The 18,911-nt window shown below is 60.0% G+C and carries 14 protein-coding genes; 9 read left to right on the top strand and 5 right to left on the bottom strand.

The genetic code is table 11. The features are described from left to right. Positions 1-95: 95 nt before the first annotated feature. From FHT29_RS32195 to FHT29_RS32185, 3 genes are all read right to left on the bottom strand, one after another. Complete coding sequence (locus FHT29_RS32195) at positions 96-1,028, bottom strand: TIM barrel protein (protein ID WP_168601001.1); 933 nt, start codon at positions 1,026-1,028, stop codon at positions 96-98. A gap of 31 nt (positions 1,029-1,059) precedes the next feature. Next, positions 1,060-2,571, bottom strand: coding sequence for a glycerol-3-phosphate dehydrogenase (locus tag FHT29_RS32190; protein ID WP_168601000.1), 1,512 nt, complete (start codon positions 2,569-2,571; stop codon positions 1,060-1,062). 68 nt (positions 2,572-2,639) lie between these two features. Next, positions 2,640-4,190 (bottom strand): FGGY-family carbohydrate kinase, encoded by a 1,551-nt coding sequence (locus FHT29_RS32185; protein ID WP_168600999.1) that lies wholly within the window; start codon positions 4,188-4,190, stop codon positions 2,640-2,642. 921 nt (positions 4,191-5,111) lie between these two features. Between FHT29_RS32185 and FHT29_RS32180 the strand changes: the two genes are divergently transcribed. The 7 genes from FHT29_RS32180 (at position 5,112) to FHT29_RS32150 (ending at position 13,850) form a co-directional block, all read left to right on the top strand. Further along, complete coding sequence (locus FHT29_RS32180; RefSeq protein ID WP_168600998.1) at positions 5,112-5,768, top strand: DUF2291 domain-containing protein; 657 nt, start codon at positions 5,112-5,114, stop codon at positions 5,766-5,768. Then, complete coding sequence (locus FHT29_RS32175; RefSeq protein WP_037201253.1) at positions 5,765-7,309, top strand: sugar ABC transporter ATP-binding protein; 1,545 nt, start codon at positions 5,765-5,767, stop codon at positions 7,307-7,309. Before FHT29_RS32180 ends, FHT29_RS32175 begins: the two co-directional genes overlap by 4 nt. 22 nt (positions 7,310-7,331) lie before the next feature. After that, entirely contained in the window at positions 7,332-8,384 is a 1,053-nt protein-coding gene (locus tag FHT29_RS32170; RefSeq protein WP_037201255.1) for an ABC transporter permease, read from the top strand. A 104-nt stretch (positions 8,385-8,488) separates the two neighbouring features. Next, a complete protein-coding gene (locus tag FHT29_RS32165; RefSeq protein ID WP_037201256.1) occupies positions 8,489-9,436 on the top strand; it encodes a D-ribose ABC transporter substrate-binding protein in 948 nt (315 codons plus the stop codon). A 184-nt stretch (positions 9,437-9,620) separates the two neighbouring features. Next, positions 9,621-10,463: a DeoR/GlpR family DNA-binding transcription regulator gene (locus FHT29_RS32160; RefSeq protein ID WP_037201257.1), complete on the top strand. Its 843-nt coding sequence runs from the start codon at positions 9,621-9,623 to the stop codon at positions 10,461-10,463. A 53-nt stretch (positions 10,464-10,516) separates the two neighbouring features. Next, on the top strand, positions 10,517-12,046 hold the full coding sequence (locus FHT29_RS32155; RefSeq protein ID WP_168600997.1) for an FGGY-family carbohydrate kinase: 1,530 nt from the start codon (positions 10,517-10,519) through the stop codon (positions 12,044-12,046). 61 nt (positions 12,047-12,107) lie between these two features. After that, positions 12,108-13,850, top strand: coding sequence for a glycerol-3-phosphate dehydrogenase/oxidase (locus FHT29_RS32150; RefSeq protein WP_168600996.1), 1,743 nt, complete (start codon positions 12,108-12,110; stop codon positions 13,848-13,850). Positions 13,851-13,860: 10 nt separating this feature from the next. On the opposite strand, the gene fba is transcribed toward FHT29_RS32150, so the two are convergent. Next, positions 13,861-14,925 (bottom strand): class II fructose-bisphosphate aldolase, encoded by a 1,065-nt coding sequence (gene fba, locus FHT29_RS32145; protein WP_168600995.1) that lies wholly within the window; start codon positions 14,923-14,925, stop codon positions 13,861-13,863. A gap of 493 nt (positions 14,926-15,418) precedes the next feature. Between fba and FHT29_RS32140 the strand changes: the two genes are divergently transcribed. Together FHT29_RS32140 and FHT29_RS32135 are read left to right on the top strand one after the other, a co-directional pair. Continuing rightward, positions 15,419-16,555: a mannitol dehydrogenase family protein gene (locus tag FHT29_RS32140; RefSeq protein ID WP_168600994.1), complete on the top strand. Its 1,137-nt coding sequence runs from the start codon at positions 15,419-15,421 to the stop codon at positions 16,553-16,555. Between the two features lie 156 nt (positions 16,556-16,711). Then, on the top strand, positions 16,712-17,722 hold the full coding sequence (locus FHT29_RS32135) for a zinc-binding alcohol dehydrogenase family protein (RefSeq protein ID WP_168600993.1): 1,011 nt from the start codon (positions 16,712-16,714) through the stop codon (positions 17,720-17,722). 670 nt (positions 17,723-18,392) lie between these two features. Here the strand turns inward: FHT29_RS32135 and FHT29_RS32130 are convergent. After that, a partial coding sequence (locus FHT29_RS32130; RefSeq protein WP_168600992.1) for a hypothetical protein occupies positions 18,393-18,911 on the bottom strand: 519 nt, incomplete at its 5' end.

Here is an 18,911-nt window from a genome sequence, read left to right as displayed (position 1 = left end):
GGTCCGCCTATTCGTTTTCCGATCTCGATTTAACGCCTCTAACATCGCCTCGTGGCTGATTTGGCTGCAGAATCAAGATTCAGCTGTTTCCGCGGCTAGATATGCAAGTCGCCAACGCCCGTGTCGATATGAGGTGCCCAGAAGGCGACGCTTTCGGCAATCTGCGAGATAACCTGGCGATCGTTGGGCTCACGCTCCTTGAACGACAGCTCCAGGCAGATCTCGTTGTCCTTGGCACCACCTTCTGAAAAAGCCTCAAGCAAGGGCGCCGGCTGGATGCGGCCCTTGGCGTTGAACTCCGCAGTAAAGGGCCGGTGGCCGCCCTTGTCCATCAGGCTCTGCTTGATATGGATGATCGGAGAAACCTTGGGGATGGCGCGCGCCCAGGCATAGGGATCATAGTCGTCGGGATTGGCCGAGGTGACATCGCCATGATCGATATCGGCCATCATCCACATCGGCACGGCAAGCCGCGCCTTCGTCAAGCGGTCTTGCAGCGCAAGAGATGCCTCGATGGTCTCGCCGAATTCGCGGCCGATGCTCATCGGCTCCCAGAATACATAGGAAAGGCCTGCCGCGCGGGCATGCTCCGCGACCTCACCCCAGCAATCGATCGCGATCTTGATCAGTTCCTCGCGCCGGACGAGATCGTCGTAATCCTTGTAGGTAAAGATCGCGAATTGCGTGCCGACGGAATGGCCGCCGAGATCGGCGGTGATGTCGGCAAAGGTCTTGAACCAATCGATATAGTAGCGCCGGACATCCTTGTCCGGATGGCCGAAATGGTTGAGGCGACCGTATGGACCGGTCATGCCCGAGGTCACGCGAACGCCGGTGCGCTTCAACGCGGCCTGCATATCGCGCGTCAGACGGCGGATGACGGGGGCTTGCCAGCTGGGATTGATGAACTCATGCGTCAGCTGCAGATCGCGGATGCGCAGATCGCGCGCGACGGTTTCGATCAGGTCAGCCGGCTCGGCGAAGCGGTTTACCAGCGGGTTGGTGTTGAGTGAAAGGGTCAAGGGCATGGATATCGGTTCCCGGCAATGATCGAATGGTTCAGGCGGCCAACGCCAATTCGGCGTCGAACCAGGCGGAGAAATCCGCCTTTTCCTCGGCCGTCATGCGCAGCCCTTCCTTGGTGCGGCGCATGAGCACATCTTCCGCCTTCTGCGCCCATTCCGAAGCCGCCAGGTAACGAGCTTCCGCCTCATAGAGATTGCCGCCGAAATGGCGACCGAGCCCAGCAAGAGACGTAGCATTACCGACAATCTGCCTGGTGCGCGCGCCGTAGAGATGGCCGTAATGGTTCACGAGCGCGCGCGGCATCCAGGGATAGGCCGAACGCAGGGAATCGGCAAAAGCGACATAATCGGCATTCGGGATATCGCCGCCCGGAAGCTTGGCGTCGCGCGTCCAGTCGCTGCCCATCTTCGGAAAGAACTTGGCAAGCTTCTGCATCGCGTGCTCCGAGAGCTTGCGGAACGTCGTGATCTTGCCGCCGAAGACGTTGAGAAGCGGCGCGCCGCCGGTCTCGTCGAGATCGAAGACATAGTCGCGTGTTACGGCCGAAGGATTGCCCTTGCCGTCGTCGAACAGCGGCCGGACGCCGGAGAAGCTTTCGATCACATCGGAACGACGCAGTTTTTCCTTGAAGTAGCGGTTTACGGCGGCGATCAGATAGTCGATTTCCGTCTCATCGGCTTTCACCTCCTCCGGCTTGCCCTCGTAGGGGATGTCGGTCGTGCCGATCAGCGCCTTGTCGCCTTCGTAGGGGTTGATGAAGATCACACGCTTGTCGTGGTTCTGCACCAGATAGGCCTGCTGCCCGCTCCAGAACTTCGGAACGATGATATGGCTGCCCTTGACGAGGCGGACGCTGCGGCGGCTGTTGGAGCCGGCAACACGGTTGATGATGTCGTTGACCCATGGGCCTGATGCATTCACCAGAACCTTGGCGCGCACCGTGCGCACTTCGCCGGAGCGCTGGTCGCGCGTCTGGACAATCCAGCCTCCCTTATCGCGCCGGGCGCTGATACAGGCCGTGCGCGTCAGGATCTGCGCGCCCTTGGAGGCCGCATCGAGTGCATTGAGGACGACAAGCCGCGCGTCATCAACCCAACAGTCGGAATATTCGAACCCCTTGGAATACTGGTCGAGGATAGGTGCGCCCTCGGGATCGCGATGCAGATCGAGCGAGCGCGTGCCCGGCAGCCTCTTGCGGCCACCGAGATGGTCGTAGAGGAAAAGACCGAGGCGAACGAGCCAGGCGGGACGATCCGTTGGGCTATGCGGCAGCACGAAGCGCATCGGCCAGATAATGTGGCTTGCCGAATTCAGGAGCACTTCGCGTTCGATCAGCGCTTCGCGCACCAGACGGAATTCGTAGTATTCGAGATAGCGCAGACCGCCATGCACCAGTTTGCCGGACCGCGAGGATGTTCCCTCCGCCAGATCGCCTTTCTCGCACATCATGACCGAAAGACCCCGGCCGGCTGCGTCGCGGGCAATGCCGGCACCATTGATGCCGCCGCCGATCACAAAGAGATCCAAGATTTCGGGTTCAGTCATGTCATGCTCCTTCGGATGCCTCGGCATCATCAAATCAAATTTCAAGGGCGCCTCAGCTCCATGTCGGGCTAGTGCTGTGCAAGCTTGTCCCAGGTGGGCGCGATCGCTTCTCGTATATCCTTGTAGGCGTCGAACAGCCGGTCGTAGCGCTCGGCGTCCTCGACATTCGGTGCCTCGGCTTCGCCAAGCAAAGGCGTCACCCATTCGGCGATACAGCTGTCCATGTCCGGATAGGCGCCGATAGCAACCGCCGCCATCATCGCCACCCCGGCAGCGCCCGCCTCTTCGCGATCCGAAATCCGCACCGGCGCCTTGACGGCAGCAGACAGGGAGCTGCGCAAGGCGCGCGAGCGGGCGGCGCCCCCGGTGATGCGCAGTTCCGACGGCATATCTCCCATGGCCGCATAGCAATCGCGCGTCGCCATGCCGAGCCCCTCGACCACGGCGCGCAGCATGTCGGCAAAGCCGTGACGCGTGGAAAGCCCGGTGAACCCGGCGCGGGCATGCGCGTTGACAAAGGGGCCCCGTTCACCCGCCTCCGAAATGTAGGGATGATAGAGAAGGTTCGTCGGGCGGCTTTCGGCAAACCAGGCATCGATGCGCGGAATAAGGTCCGAATAGGAGACCTGCCGGTCGCCATCGGACATCAGATCCGCCGCGATCCGCAGGATCCAGTCGATATTGATCGTCGCGCCCATATTGGTCTGAACCTGCGTCACGATCCCGGGGATCGGCAGGGCGATGACGTAACCGGTACCCTCGTCATTGAGATGGACGTCCGGCACAGCCTTCGCGCGCATGTGCACGCCCGTCGACCCGATCGTCGAGCAGGCAGCATTCTGGCCGCCGGTGCGAACGCCGGCGCCGAGCGCGGTCATCACCATATCCACATATCCGAGGCAGACCGGCGTTCCCGCGAGCAACCCCACGGCCTTGGCCGCTTCGCCGGTCAGGGGATGGCTGATTTCGGTGCCGTCGATGATTTCTGGAAGAAGCGAGCGGCGGCGGCCAAGGCCGAGCGCATCGATAACAACGGGATCGTACTGGCGGCTGCGAAAATTGCCGAAGGTGAAGCTTGCTTCCGATGGATCGGTCGCACGCACGCCAGTCAGGTTGAGATAGAGCCAGTCCTTGCAATGCAGCGCCGTTTCAGCCCGATCGAGCAGCTCCGGCATGAAGCGATCCATATGGGCGAGCTGCGCACCCTGCTGGCAGGTATTGAGACCCGTGCCGGTCGCCTCGAAACGCGCACGGTTGTTCGCCTCAGCGCTCAGGCGCGTAACGGTCGACGCAGCCCGGGCGTCGAGCCAGAGCCAGGCATCGTCAACCGGGGCGTTGCCGGCACCGACAAGCCAGGTTCCATCCCCCTGCCCCGTAACGGCAATGGCAACCGCGCGGGAGGCGAGATCCGACACCTTATCGCTAAGGCCAAGCAGCGCGCTGACGCAGTCCGACCACGTCTGGCCGAGCGACTGCGTGACCGAGCCGCCTTCGCCTGTCTGGTATCGATTTCGCGCCGAAGCTGAAGCGATCTGCCTGCCTGATAATTCAAAGGCAACGGCCTTGAGAACGGAGGTTCCGGCATCGATCCCGATAATGATCCCGTCGCTCCTAGGCATTGTGCGCCGGCTCCGCCACAACCTGCCCCGCGACTGGGACGTTCGCATCGACAAAAAGCACGTTCATTCCTCCCCGATCGACCCAGAGCCTGAGGGTTTGCTCCAAGCCGCCTGCACCACGGCTACTTTCAGCACCGAAAAGCGGACTATCCCGGACCAAGAGAACCTCACCCTCGAATCCACAAATCATATCGCCCGACCATCGTGCAACAGCGCCTGTTTATAAACAGCCACGTTATACCACAGAGATATCACATATGTCGTAATATTTTTCTGGTATTGTAATTTTTTTCATATAAAATGAACGTTGTCAATTCCCCAGCTGCACCGAGGAGGGCTTACGAAAGTGAGCTGGGCGAGAGCAATGCGAGGAGCGCCTACCCGCGAACAGAGTCGGTACCGCAAGAAGCGATGCATAGCCTTCATTCACACGGGCACGAATAATGTTCATATTTATCAATTGTTTGTAACGGCTTTCTTTTGAGAACGCGTCTCATATGCAGACAATTCGGCGTGGCTGCAAAACTGGTTCATTAAAGAGGGGTTGCGGCATACTCGAAGTACGGAACGCCAGCGTATGGGGAGATGGCCGGCTCACGAAACGCAACAGATGGCAGTTGACACGCTCTGAAATTTATAACATATGATTTGCAGTTATTAACACACTTCTATCACAATTATTACGGAAACGAGATGATTGTGGGTTCCATTGGGCGGCTGGAGGAGACGGACGCCCGCATGCTGAGGAGGCTCCTGATGTTGAATTTTCCTTCCGGTGACGGCCTGTCCCGAAACCGAGCGGAGCGTCTGCGTGCCCGATGTGGCGCGCTAGGCCCTCGCTAGATCGTTGCCACGATCGCAGCGCCTTTCTTCTCGTTCTCCATCAGGCAATCCGGCTGATATGCCGAAGGTCGTTTGAACATGAATACGCAAATTCAATACGCAACCGCCAAGCCGACCGGCTCCAAGCTCAAGATCGTCGCCGGTATTGCCGCCGTCGTGATCGTGATCGGCGCCATTGCCGCCGATACAAAGGTGGTCAAGATCGGCTCCACGCATGACGTGCGCGAGCAGGCCTTCTCGCCGGAAGCCTATGGCGCCCAGGAATTTCCGAAGGTTCTGGCAGATGTCCAGCAGCGAGCTGTCGATGCGGTGACGCTCGGCAATGCCGTTCTGGCCGACAAGAAGGCCGCCGGCACGAAATATGGTGTCGCCACCAGCACCGGCCCCGTGCTTCCCGTCTCGCTGTCAGGTACATTTGGCGACCGCAAGGCCAACCTCAACGATTTCAAGGTGGAGGGCCTGCCTGACGGTATCACCGTTCGAGTACAGACCGGCCCGGCGATCAACGGCACCGATCTTCGCGATGCGACCGGCAAGATCCAATTCGGCCAGTTCACCAACCAGATCGAATATCAGGATGCCGGCTCCGCCATCAACAACGAGATGAAGAAGGCGACCCTCGGCAGTCTTGATCCCGAGAAGCTGACGGGCAAGACGGCAACGGTTATCGGCGTGTTCAAGCTCATCAATCCCAAGAACTGGCTGGTCACCCCCGTGAAGGTCGAACTGAAATGAGCCAGGCAGAGGAAAAAGAAGCCGGCACAGGCGAAGTCGTTCTCGCCGCCCGCAACGTCGCCAAGTCCTATGGTAGCGTCCACGCACTGAAGGGTGTGAATTTCGATATTCGGCGCGGCGAAGTCACGACATTGTTTGGTGAGAACGGTGCCGGCAAGTCGACGCTGATGAAGATCCTCTCCGGGGTCATACAGCCGACATCAGGCGAAATCATCCTCGACGGCAACCCGATCAGCTTCGCTTCGTCGACACATGCGCGCTCCTGCGGCATCTCGATCATCCATCAGGAATTGAGCCTCGCGCCCAATCTCAGCGTGCGCGACAACATCTTCATGGGTCGCGAGATCATGAAGGGCGGTGTCGTCGATTTCGCCGAGGAAGAGCGCCAAACACGGGCGCTGATGGAGGAACTCGAAGAGCATATCGACCCGATGACGCCTGTCGAGGATCTGCGCCTCGGCCAGCAGCAGATCGTCGAAATCGCCCGCGCTCTTTCGGTCAATTCGCGCATCCTGATCATGGACGAACCGACGTCGGCACTCAGCGCTACGGAAGTAGAGGTTCTGTTCAAGGTCATTCGTGACCTGACGGGCCGCGGCGTGTCGATCGTCTACATCTCGCATCATCTGGAAGAGGCGCTGCAGATCACCCACCATGCCGTCGTGCTACGCGACGGCAACATGACGGCCTACGCTGAGCGCAAGGACATCGATCTCGAATGGATCGTGCGCAACATGGTCGGCGACAATTTCGATCTCGGCAGCCCGCCGACCGGCCACAAGATGGGCGACGTCGCGCTGACGATCGACAACCTTACCGTTCCCGGCCCGTCTGGTGCTGCCTACAACGCCGTCGACCGCATGTCGCTTCAGGTCCGGGCCGGCGAGATCGTCTGCATCTACGGGCTCATGGGGGCCGGACGCACGGAATTGCTCGAATGCGTCGCGGGACGCCTGAGATCGAGCGGCGGCCACGTTCTGCTTGGGAACAACGACGTCGGCCATCTCAGCATTGCCGGCCGCATCGCCCAAGGCTTGGTTCTGGTGCCGGAAGACCGGCAGCGGGACGGTCTCGTCCAGACGATGACCGTCGGCTCAAACCTGTCGCTTGCCAGTATCGGCGCCTTCACCAAGGGTCTCTTCACGTCCGGCGGCCGCGAGCGGGCGCTGGTGGACACCTCGATCCGCAAGGTTCACATCAAGACCGATGGCGGCGACGCTGCGATCGGTTCACTTTCGGGCGGGAACCAGCAGAAGGTCGTCATCGGCAAGATGCTGGCGACGGCGCCGAAGGTGATCCTGCTCGACGAGCCGAGCCGCGGCATCGATATCGGCGCGAAGGCCGAAGTCTTCAAGTTGCTGGCCGAGCGCGCCAAGGAAGGCCTGGCGGTGATCTATTCGACGTCGGAAGTCGCCGAGTGCCTCAGCATCGCCCATCGCATCATCGTCATGCACCGCGGCAAGATATCAGCCGAATTCGGTCCCGACGTCCCCAAAGAGAAGATCATGGCCGCCTCCGGCGAAGCAGTGGTCGCGCACTAGCCGCATTCATGGAGCACTGATTATGTCAGTCACGAACATCACTGAAAAGAAACCCATTTCGAACGGACAGCGGCGAAACTTCAATCTCGTGCGGCTGATCCTGGAAGGGCGCGCCTTCTTCGCGCTGATCGTCATCATCGCGGTCTTCTCCTTCCTGTCGCCCTATTACTTCTCGCTCAGCAACTTCCTGACCATGGCCTCGCATGTCGCCATCTTCGGTATTCTGGCCATTGGCATGTTGCTGGTTATCCTCAATGGCGGCATTGATCTGTCTGTTGGATCTACCCTGGGCCTTGCCGGCTGTATCGCCGGCTTCCTGATGCAGGGCGTCACCATTTCGAGCTTCGGCGTCATTCTCTATCCGCCGGTCTGGGCCGTCGTCATCTTGACCTGCGCGCTCGGCGCCGTCGTCGGCGCTGTCAACGGCGTGCTCATCGCATACCTGAAGGTTCCGGCGTTCGTCGCCTCGCTCGGCGTCCTCTATGTTGCGCGCGGCATCGCATTGCTGATGACCAACGGTCTTACCTACAACAATCTCGGCGGTCGGCCGGAGCTCGGCAATACCGGCTTCGACTGGCTCGGCTTCAATCGTCTCGCCGGCGTCCCGATCGGCGTCATCGTGCTCGCCGCGCTTGCAATCATCTGCGGGATCGTTCTCAGCCGCACCGCCTTCGGCCGCTGGCTCTATGCCTCGGGCGGCAATGAGCGCGCCGCCGATCTTTCCGGTGTCCCGGTCAAGCAGGTCAAGATTCTCGTCTACGTGTTTTCCGGCGTCTGCGCCGCCATTGCAGGGCTGGTGCTGTCCTCGCAGCTGACATCGGCCGGCCCGACAGCCGGCACCACCTATGAACTGACCGCGATTGCCGCTGTCGTCATCGGCGGCGCGGCGCTGACAGGCGGTCGCGGCACGGTGCGCGGCACGATGCTCGGCGCCTTCGTCATCGGATTCCTTTCGGACGGCCTGGTGATCATCGGTGTCTCGGCCTACTGGCAGACCGTCTTCACCGGCGCGGTCATCGTGCTCGCAGTGCTTATGAACAGCATCCAATACGGACGTCGGGCCAAATCCGGCTGACGCATTGCACTCCAACTTGTCACCGATCGGTGATTACAACCGATCGGAGAAAGCACCGCCGGTTCGCCGGTAACATCTAAGCTCATCAAAAGGGAGAGAGACTAATGTTTAAAAAAGGTATGCGAATTATCATGGCAGCGGTTGCGGTTGCACCGCTTCTGACGGGAGCAGCATGGGCCGCCGGCCAGATGACGATCATCGTCAACGATCCGTCCAACCCCTATTGGCTGACGGAAGGCAATGTCGCCAAGGCAACAGCCGAAAAGCTCGGCTATACGGCAACGGTCGGTGCGCATAAGGGCGACACCAACACCGAGAGCAACTTGATCGACACGGCCATCACCAACAAGTCGGTTGCTATCATTCTCGACCCGGCCAATGCCGATGGTTCCGTCGGTGCGGTCAAGAAGGCCGTTGCTGCCGGCATCCCGGTTTTCCTGGTCAATGCTGAAATCAACCAGGAAGGCCTCGCCAAGGCACAGCTCGTCTCCAACAACGCCCAGGGTGCCGCTATCGGTGCACAGCAGTGGGTCGAAGCTGTTGGCGATAAAGGCAAGTATGCCGAACTGTTCGGTGCGCCTTCCGACAACAACGCCGCCACCCGCTCTAACGGCTATGAAACCGTTCTGACGCAGTATCCGGATCTGAAGAAGGTCGCCAAGGAAGTCGCCAACTGGGATCGCACCCAGGGCCACAACAAGATGCAGTCCATGCTGCAGGCTCACCCCGATATCATCGGCGTGATCTCCGGCAATGACGAAATGGCGCTCGGCGCGATTGCGGCCCTCAAGGAAGCCGGCAAGCTCGCCAACATCAAGGTCGGCGGCTTCGACGGTTCCCCGGACGCAGTTGCCGCCATCAAGGCCGGCGAACTGCAATATACGGTTCTGCAGCCGGTTGCCGTCTTCTCCGCAGAGGCCGTCAAGCAAGCCGACAGCTTCATCAAGACGGGCAAGACCGGCGCCACGAGCGAAAAGCAGCTCTTCGATTGCATCCTGATCACCAAGGACAATGTCGACAAGTACACCGGACCGTTCGTCCTGTCGCAGTAATGATATCGGGGACGCCGGCAACGGCGTCCCCACCTTTGCGTCGTTACAGCTTGAAGACCCTACCGGACATCAAGCAGAACTTTCGGTAAACCAAATAGCAAATTGTTCTCTATAGTCTTTTTGCCTTGACATGATATTCATGGCACCAAGCGGACACCCGTAAGGCTCAGCCTCAGAGGCCAAAGTGACCCAGAAAACAAGCCCCGCATCATTCCTGCAAGACGAACTGCCTAGCGACAGCCGGCATTCCCGCCAGCTCGCCCGGCGCCAGTTGATCGCCGAGGCCGTCATGGCTGAGGGGTCGATGCGGATCGAGGATCTCACCGAGCGCTTCGGCATCAGCCTGATGACGGCGCATCGCGATGTCGACGAACTGGTGGCTCGCGGTCTCTTCCGCAAGACGCGCGGCATCGTCACGGCGACCGCCACCAGCCTGATCGAATCGAGCGATGTCTATCGCGCCAACCGGCAGGCGAGCGAAAAGAAGTTGATCGCCGCGGCCGCCATCCAGTTCATCGAACCGGGCCAGGCGATCTTCCTCGACGATTCCACCACCGTGCTGCAGATGGCCTCGCAACTGCCGGCCAAGGTGCCGCTGACGGCGATCACGAATTCTCTGACGCTGATGAACGCATTGAAGGACATGCACGACGTGACGCTCTTGGCGCTTGGCGGGCAGTACTATAACTGGTGCAACGCCTTCATGGGGCGTATGACCATCAACGAGATCAATCGGTTGCGAGCCGATGTTGCCTTCATTTCGATGTCGGCCATCATCGACGACGTGGTGTTTCACCAGTCTCCCGAGATCGTCGACATCAAGCGGGCCATGTTCAACAGTGCCGCCAAACGCATATTGCTCACCGACCACACGAAATTCGACCGCCGGGCGCTGCATAGTTTCGCGTCCTTAAGCGAGTTCGATGTCGTCATCGTCGATGAAAAGACCCCCGCTGCCCATCTCGAGCGCATGCAGAACAAGAATATCAATGTGGTCGTCGCCAGGAGCGACAAGGAGCGATCCTGACGGTTGAGCCCCGCGGGGCGGCCTGAGATCGTCCACCATCAGGAGTAACAGGAATGCCGAGTCTGCTCGGAATTGACAGCGGTCTCACCGTCACCAAGGCGGTGATCTTCGACATCGACGGAACGCCGCTTGCCGCCGCCCGCCGCCGCGTGACGCAATTCATGCCCAAGGCCCGCCATGTCGAACGCGACATGGACCAGCTCTGGACGGCGACGGCTGACGCCATAGCCGAGGCGATCAAGCTCAGCAATCGCCCCGCAAGCGACATTCAGGCAATTGCCGCGACTGCGCATGGCGACGGGATCTATCTACTCGACAGATCAAAGAAGCCGCTCGGACGCGCCATTCTTTCGCTGGACAGCCGTGCCGGATCGATCGTGGAGCGATGGCTGACGGGGCCGGTCGCCGACCAATCCCTGGTGCTCACAGGCCAGGTGCCGCACGTATCAGCCCCTTCGGCGTTGCTCGCCTGGATCAAGGAGCACGAGCCGGCCCGCTTCGCTGAGATCGGCCATATCCTGAGCTGCAAGGACTGGCTGCGCTTCTGCCTGACCGGCGTCGCCGGAACCGACCGCACCGAGGCCAGCACCTCCTTTACCGACGTCTCGACTCAGGATTATTCGCCGGATGCGCTGAAGCTTTTCGGCGTGGGCGAATTGGTGGGCGCGCTGCCGCACGCCTCGCGATCCGATGAGGTCGTCGGCCATGTGACGGCAGCGGTCGCCAAACGCACGGGCCTTGCCGAGGGAACACCTGTCGTCGCCGGCCTCCACGATGTAACGGCCTCCGCGCTCGGTGCCGGGGGTTATGCCGAAGGTGTCGTCGCCGTCATCGCCGGCACCTATTCGATCAACGAAACGCTGTCGTCGGAGCCACGCGTCGATCGCCGCTGGTTCTGCCGCAACGCCATCGTGTCGGGCCAATGGAACAATATGTCGATCTCGCCGGCATCGACAGCCAACTACGACTGGTTTCTGGACCAGCTCTGCTCCAACGAACGCACGGGCGCCGAAGCCACTGGCCATTCAATCCACGCCTTGCTGGCACCGGAAATCGAGGCCGCCTTCAACCGACCCTCGAGCGCGCTGTTCCATCCCTACCTGTTCGGCTCCCCCTACGGTGCGGCGGCGAGCGCCGGCTTCTTCGGGCTTGGCGGCTGGCACGACCGCGGCGACATGCTGCGCGCCGTTCTCGAAGGCATCGCCTTCAACCACAAGATCCATGTCGATGCGTTAAGTGACGGTTTTTCCTTCAATCAGGCGAGGCTTGCGGGTGGCGTATCGCGCAATCCGATCGTCGTGCAGATGTTTGCCGACGTGCTTGGAATTCCCGTCACTGTGACGGAAACCGATGAGGCGGCCGCCTGGGGTGCTGCTCTCTGCGCCGGCGCTGGCGTCGGGATCTATGCCGATCCGCAGAGCGACCCACGCGATGTCGGCAGGATCGCCACGACCTATCACCCCGATTCCGCCCGCAGCGCCGACTACCGCGTGCGTTATGAACTCTTCAAGGACATCGCCGACGCCATGATGCCGCTCTGGCCGAGGCTCGGCAATCTCGCAGCTCAACCCTCCCAAGACTAGACAGCCAATTGGGCTGCGCGAACGATCTGTTTTCGCGGCCGTTCACCAGGACCATGATGTTATGACCGATATGGCCGCCGATCTGAAACAACGCTTTTCCCGACTTCAAGACGGAGATGTCGACGTCGTCATCCTCGGCGCTGGAGTCAATGGCGCGGGGCTGTTTCGCGACCTTTGCGCCCAGGGCGTGAACTGCCTCATCGTCGATAAATCCGATTTCGGCTCGGGAACGAGTGCTGCGCCATCGCGCCTCATTCACGGCGGCCTGAAATATCTGGAAACCGGCGAATTCGGGCTGGTCGCGCAGTCGGCGCTCGAGCGCAATCTGCTCTTGAAGAACGCGCCGCATTGCGTCGAACCGCTGCCGACATTCGTGCCGATCTTCTCCTGGACGCGCGGCATATGGGCAGCCCTTCGCACGCTGACGGGCTCGACCACCGCTCCCCGAAGCCGCGGCGCCGTCCTCGTCAAGATCGGGCTTGCGCTCTACGATTTCTTCGGTTCGCGCAACCGGGTGATGCCGCGCCACAGGTTCCTGCTGAAAAGCCGCGCGCTCAAGGAAATGCCGCATGTGACGCCTGAGATCGTCGCCGGCGGCATCTATTACGACGCCAAGATCAGCCGGCCGGAACGGCTGGTCTACGAGTTGGTCAGCGACGGACTAGGGGCCAATGAGAAGTCATTGGCGGCAAACGCCACGAAGCTGGTGTCTGCGACCGACGGCCTGCTCACCTTCCAACGCTCGGACGGATATGCCTTTTCGGTGAAGCCGAAGCTTGTCGTCAATGCCGCTGGCCCGTGGATCGATCACGTCAATGCGGCGCTCGGCGCTCCCTCTCACCTGATCGGCGGAACAAAGGGATCGCATATCCTGCTCGATCACCCCGAACTGGTGCGCAGCCTGAATGGCCACATGATCTATTTCGAGGCCGATGACGGCCGCATCTGCCTGGTCTATGGCTATCTCGGCCAGGCGCTGGTCGGCTCGACCGACATTCCCTGCGACGACCCCGACAATGTGCGCTGCGAAGAGCCGGAAATTGAATATTTCCTCGATAGCGTCCGAGCGCTTTTGCCGGGTCTTCACTTCGAGCGGGAACAGGTGACCTATAGCTATAGCGGCATCCGCCCCCTGCCCGCCTCGGACGCCTCGTCGCCGGGCCTGATCAGCCGCGACCACTCCGCACCGGTCGTCGAAGCGCAGGCCGGACGGCCCTTCCCCGTTATTTCCCTCGTTGGCGGCAAGTGGACGACCTTCCGGGGTTTCGCCGAGGAAGTGTCCGATACCGTGCTGAAGCGCCTTCAGCGCACGCGCAAGACATCCACCGAGCGGCTGGCCATCGGCGGCGGATCGAATTTCCCGGTAAGCTCCAGCGAGCGCGCGGGCTGGATCCGATCGATCGCCGCAAAGACCGGTGTGGAGGCAAGCAGGGTCGACGAGCTGCTGAGTCGATACGGCACGACCGCGGCGGCGATCCTCGCCCATCGTTCGGACTACACGGATAGCCAGCGCATCAGCGGAGCGCCGCGCCACAGCGCCCTCGAAATCGATTGGATCGCGCGCCAGGAGCTTGTCGTGCATCTGTCCGACATCGTCTTCCGCCGCACGACCATGGCGATCGAGGGATTACTCACCATGCAGGGTTTGCACGAGATTGGTGCGATCGCGGCGGCAGCCCTGCAGTGGGATGCGCAACGACTGGCCAAGGAGATCGACGATGTCGTCACCTCGCTGTCGAAATTCCATGGCCGGACCCTGACCGAGGAAAGCGCGCGCCGGGCCGCGAGCCCGGCGTCACGCTGATCGCTCAAGTTCAGGAGAAGATCGGGTCCAGCGCGCCGGACTTGTAGCGCTTCGCCATTTCGGCGACGGAAAGCGGCTGGATCCGCGAGGCGTGACCGGCCGTACCGAACTGCTCGAAACGTTCCTTACAGAGCTTCGTCAGCGCAGCCATGGCCGGCTTCATATATTTGCGCGGATCGAATTCGCTCGGGTCTTCCTGCAGCACGCGGCGGATCTGGCCGGTCATCGCCATGCGGCCGTCGGTATCGATGTTGATCTTGCGCACACCATTCTTGATGCCGCGCTGGATCTCTTCAACGGGCACGCCCCAGGTCGGCTTCATCTGGCCACCATATTTGTTGATGATCGCCTGCAACTCCTCGGGAACCGACGAAGAGCCGTGCATAACGAGATGCGTGTTGGGCAGCTTGCGGTGGATCTCCTCGATCACGTTCATCGCCAGCACCGAACCGTCAGGCTTGCGGGTGAATTTATAGGCGCCATGCGAGGTGCCCATCGCGATCGCCAGCGCATCGACCTTGGTTTCCCGCACGAATTTGACGGCCTCGTCCGGATTGGTAAGTAGCTGATCATGCGAAAGCTTGCCTTCGGCGCCATGGCCATCCTCGGCCTCGCCCATGCCGGTTTCCAGCGAACCCAGCACGCCGAGTTCGCCTTCGACGGATATGCCACCGAGATGCGCCATGTCGGTGACCGTCTTCGTCACGCCGACATTATAGTCCCAATCCGCGGGCGTCTTCGCATCGGCCTCGAGAGAACCGTCCATCATCACGGAGGTGAAGCCGGCCTGGATCGCCGTCATGCAGCTTGAGGCATCGTTGCCATGGTCGAGATGCACACAGACCGGAATATGCGGATAGATTTCGACAACGGCGTCCATCATATGCTTCAGCATGATGTCGTTCGCGTAGGCCCTGGCCCCTCTCGACGCCTGCATGATCACCGGTGCGCCAACGGCATCGGCCGCTTCCATGATGGCGAGCGCCTGCTCCATATTGTTGATATTGAAAGCAGGAACGCCGTAGCCGTTTTCAGCGGCATGATCGAGCAGTTGCCTCAAGGTGATACGTGCCATTCAACTCTCTCCTGGTCATGATGGGTGGCTAAGATCGCGTGGATGATGCCCCTGAGCGGCGCGCTGTTTTACGACACGGGAACGGAGTCTCTGGCGTCGAAAAATCGTCAATATTTGGAAAGTATCGGACGCCGTCTGTTTCATAAGCGAAGCTTCCATAGTGCGACGCATCATCTCGATTGGTTCATAACGGATAGTAGCGACAAAATCACATAATTTATGACATTTTGTTGTGATTTCAATGAAGAATTGCTGATCGCTGTGGCTGCAGGTTTGCTTCCATTGCCGGCATGTCGTGATTGTCCCTCACCTCGGTCCCCTCTACTGAGCTCAACATCATTGCGTTTGCTTTATTCATCTAAAAACCCTTGACGTTCGACGCAATCTGTTTTCTATAGATAAAAAACATTCACCGGGAGGATCGATGGATGTCCACGTCTCAACACAGCACGCGAATGACAGTGACTTGCCCCGAAGGCACGGAGACCGTGGCGTGAGCTCGCGGATCATCCAGTTCGGCACCAGCCGTTTTTTACAGGCGCATGCGGCATTCTTCGTGCACGAGGCCAGGCAATCCGGCCAAGATGTCGGCCCGATCACTGTGGTCCAGATTTCGGGTTCCAGCAATAGAAGCGGGCGCGTCGGCGCATTCGGAAATCCAGAGGGCTACCCGGTCATCATCCGCGGCATGTCGAACGGCCAAGCTGTCGACCGCACGGTACGCGTCACCAGCGTCGATCGTGGCATGTCCGCCCTTGATCATTGGGAAGAGCTTTCGCAGCTCTTCGCCGAAGATGCCGAATTCATCATCTCCAACACCGGCGAAACGGGATATAAAACCTGGCCCGACGAGGATGGCTTCGGCGAGGACGGTCGAATTCCACGCTCGTTTCCGGCCAAGCTTGCAGCACTTCTCGTCAAGCGCTGGCAGGCATCCGGCCGCCCGCTGGTGATTCTTCCCTGCGAATTGATGACCGGGAATGGCCGCGTCCTGAAGCAAACCGTCGTCGATTGCGCCAAACAGAACGGCGTGGCACCCGACTTTCTTGCCTGGCTGGACGACAATGTCGCCTTCGCCGAGACCCTGGTCGACCGGATCGTCTCCGAGCCGATCGAGCCGATCGGCGCCGTCGCGGAGCCCTATGCGCTTTGGGCGATCAAGCGCGCGCCGGGCGTCCGGCTGCCTTGTACACATGAGAGCATCATACTGACCGAGGATCTTGAGCCCTACGAGCGCCTCAAGCTGCATATTCTCAATCTCGGCCATACGTTCCTTGCTGAAACCTGGCAAAGAGAGGCCCGGCCATCCGACGAGACCGTGCGCGCCATCCTTGCCGATGCCGGCATTCGCGCAAGGCTGGACGCACTCTATCGAAACGAAGTCTTGCCCGGCTTTGTCGCAAACGGCATGGGCGATGAGGCGACGAGCTATGTGACAACGACGTTCGATCGTTTCCTTAATCCCTTCCTCGATCATCGCATCGCCGATATCGCCCAGCATCACCCTGAAAAAGTCGCTCGACGCATCCAAGCTTTCCTGAACTGGGCCGAGAAAGCGGGCAGCGTATCGGAGGCGCCCATACTGAGGCAAATTGCAGCCCGTTATCCTTTGAACGAGACAGCGTCGTGAGACTGCAGGACATTCAGATGCTAAGTGAGCGTCAGACGAGTGAGGCTCGTATTCCGGACGCTAAGCAGCCGCCGAGCATCCGACTTGCGATATCAACAGGACACGGCATTCTAACAGCTATGGTCGGCGTCGCCGGCCCATCGAGAGCGTATCACCATGAAAACATTGATCTGTGACGAACCCGGCCGCCTATCCCTGATCGAGCGCGATGTTCCCATCCCTGCGGAAGGCGAGGTTTTGGTGCGCATCAGACGCATCGGCATTTGCGGGACGGATTTTCACATCTATCAGGGCAAGCATCCCTTCCTCGAATATCCACGCGTCATGGGCCATGAGCTCTCCGGTACGGTCGAGGATGCAAATGGTTCGGACCGCCTCAAGAAGGGAGAAAATGTCTACATCGTCCCCTATCTTGCCTGCGGCAAATGCGTTGCCTGCCGGCGCGGCGTGACCAATGCCTGTCAGAGCCTTGCCGTCCTCGGCGTGCATCGTGACGGCGGCATGACGGAATTCATCTGCGTGCCGGAGCCCAATGTCGTCTCTGCCGGCAAGGCCTCGCTGGACGAAGCCGCGATGATCGAATTCCTGGCGATCGGCGCCCATGGCGTCAAGCGTGGCGGCGTCACCGCGACCGACCGCGTTCTCGTCGTCGGCGCCGGCCCGATCGGCATGTCCGCCATCATCTTCGCCAAGGCACGCGGCGCCGACGTGACCGTCATGGACATGCGTGAGGATCGCCTCGATTTCACGATCGCCTCGCTCGGTGCTAACCGGACGCTGCTCGCCAATGACGAGGCCGAAGCCCATGCAAAACGCCTCACCGACGGCGATTTCTTCGACGTGGTGATCGACGCGACCGGCAATGCCCGTGCCATGCAACGCGGCTTCGGTTTTGTCGCCCACGCCGGACGCTACGTGCTCGTCAGCGTCGTTCGCGACGACATCACCTTTTCCGATCCGGAATTTCACAAGCGCGAAACCACGCTTTTTGCCAGCCGCAATGCGCAGCCGGACGATTTTGCCGAAGTGGTGAAGCAAATGGAAAGCGGCCAGGTTCCGGCGGCAGCACTAAACACCCATCGCGGCATACTCGTGGATGGGCCGGCGTTGTTTAAAGAGTGGCTGCGGCCTGAAGGCGGAGTGATTAAGGCAATTTTGGAGGTTTAGAGAATGGCCGCGCAGCGTGCGCTTCGCCTTCGCGATGCTGACGATGTCCCCATCTACGCCCGAAGCTCGCCGATGGCGTCTTAAGCCGAGAATCCCATTCGGCCCTGCTCCAACTGTAACCCTTCGGTGAAGACCGCCCTGTCGTTACAATTGCGAAATGTCGGTCGGCTTTTATCTTTGACCGAGACCGCTCTGCGTTCGGCGTAGGATGTAGACCAACGTTGAGGCCACGAGGGTTCCAAATCCAACGAGAGGCCAGAGAACAGCAAATGCGATCTCCGCTCCGCTATTCGGATAAGGCATGCCCTCGAGAACCTCGCAAGCACTGGCATCGTAAACGAGAATGTCAAATGAGAGTCTGACGGCGAAGGCAGCTTGCCAGAGTGTGAAGAGGAAAACGGGGCTGCAAGCAATCGTTGCCGCTCTGAGGTATTTTGTCTGAAACAGACCAAGCACTGCGACGAGATAGAAAGGAATAGATATCACCACGCCCCAAAGGCGGTCCGCCTCTCCTTGGGTGCATGTCCCCGCCACTCGGGCAAGCAAAGTGCTTAGTGCTCCGAGATAAAATGCCAGAACTGAAGTGATAGCCCAAATCATATGTCGTGCTCTTTGGAGTTGGAGGGTCAAATCAACGCGACGAAACCGAGCCCAGAGAGCTGAGCGGAATTTATCGACTGCGCTCAGTATCAAGTAACTTCCTCAAGGGTGCCGTCAATTTCCATGATGTGCTGCTCAACAGGCTGTTGAGACGGTTGAGGATGATTGTGTTTTCCACTTGATACTTTTGGGCTGCCTCCAACTCTGCCTCGAGGCGCTTCACATCCGCCTCCAGATTGCGGCATTGCAGAGCGATGTTGGAATTTGCCTCCGACAGCAGCTCATTTTCCCTAGCCTTTGATGAAATCTCTGCTGCGTTTTCCTCTTGGTACCTTTGGGCGACGGTATCCAGCTCCGCATGAAGACGCTGCACCTCTGCCTCCATGTTGCTAAATTGTAAGGCCGCGCTTGCGTTTGTCGCGGACAGCAGTTCCTTTTCCTGTATTTTTGATGAAAGCTCTTGGGAGAGCCTTGCAACATCATTGGAAAGCGCTGCGACATCTTCCGCTGCGGTCTGTCTTTCCTGTCTCACCCGCGTGAGCTCGCGGCGCAAGGCGATGAGATCGATATCGGATGTCGTGGGATAGCG

It is taken from the genome of Rhizobium sp. SG741, assembly GCF_012275435.1.
Classification (GTDB): domain Bacteria; phylum Pseudomonadota; class Alphaproteobacteria; order Rhizobiales; family Rhizobiaceae; genus Rhizobium; species Rhizobium lusitanum.
Note: the sequence above shows the minus strand (reverse complement) of the source record. Positions and strands in the feature narration are given on the sequence as shown.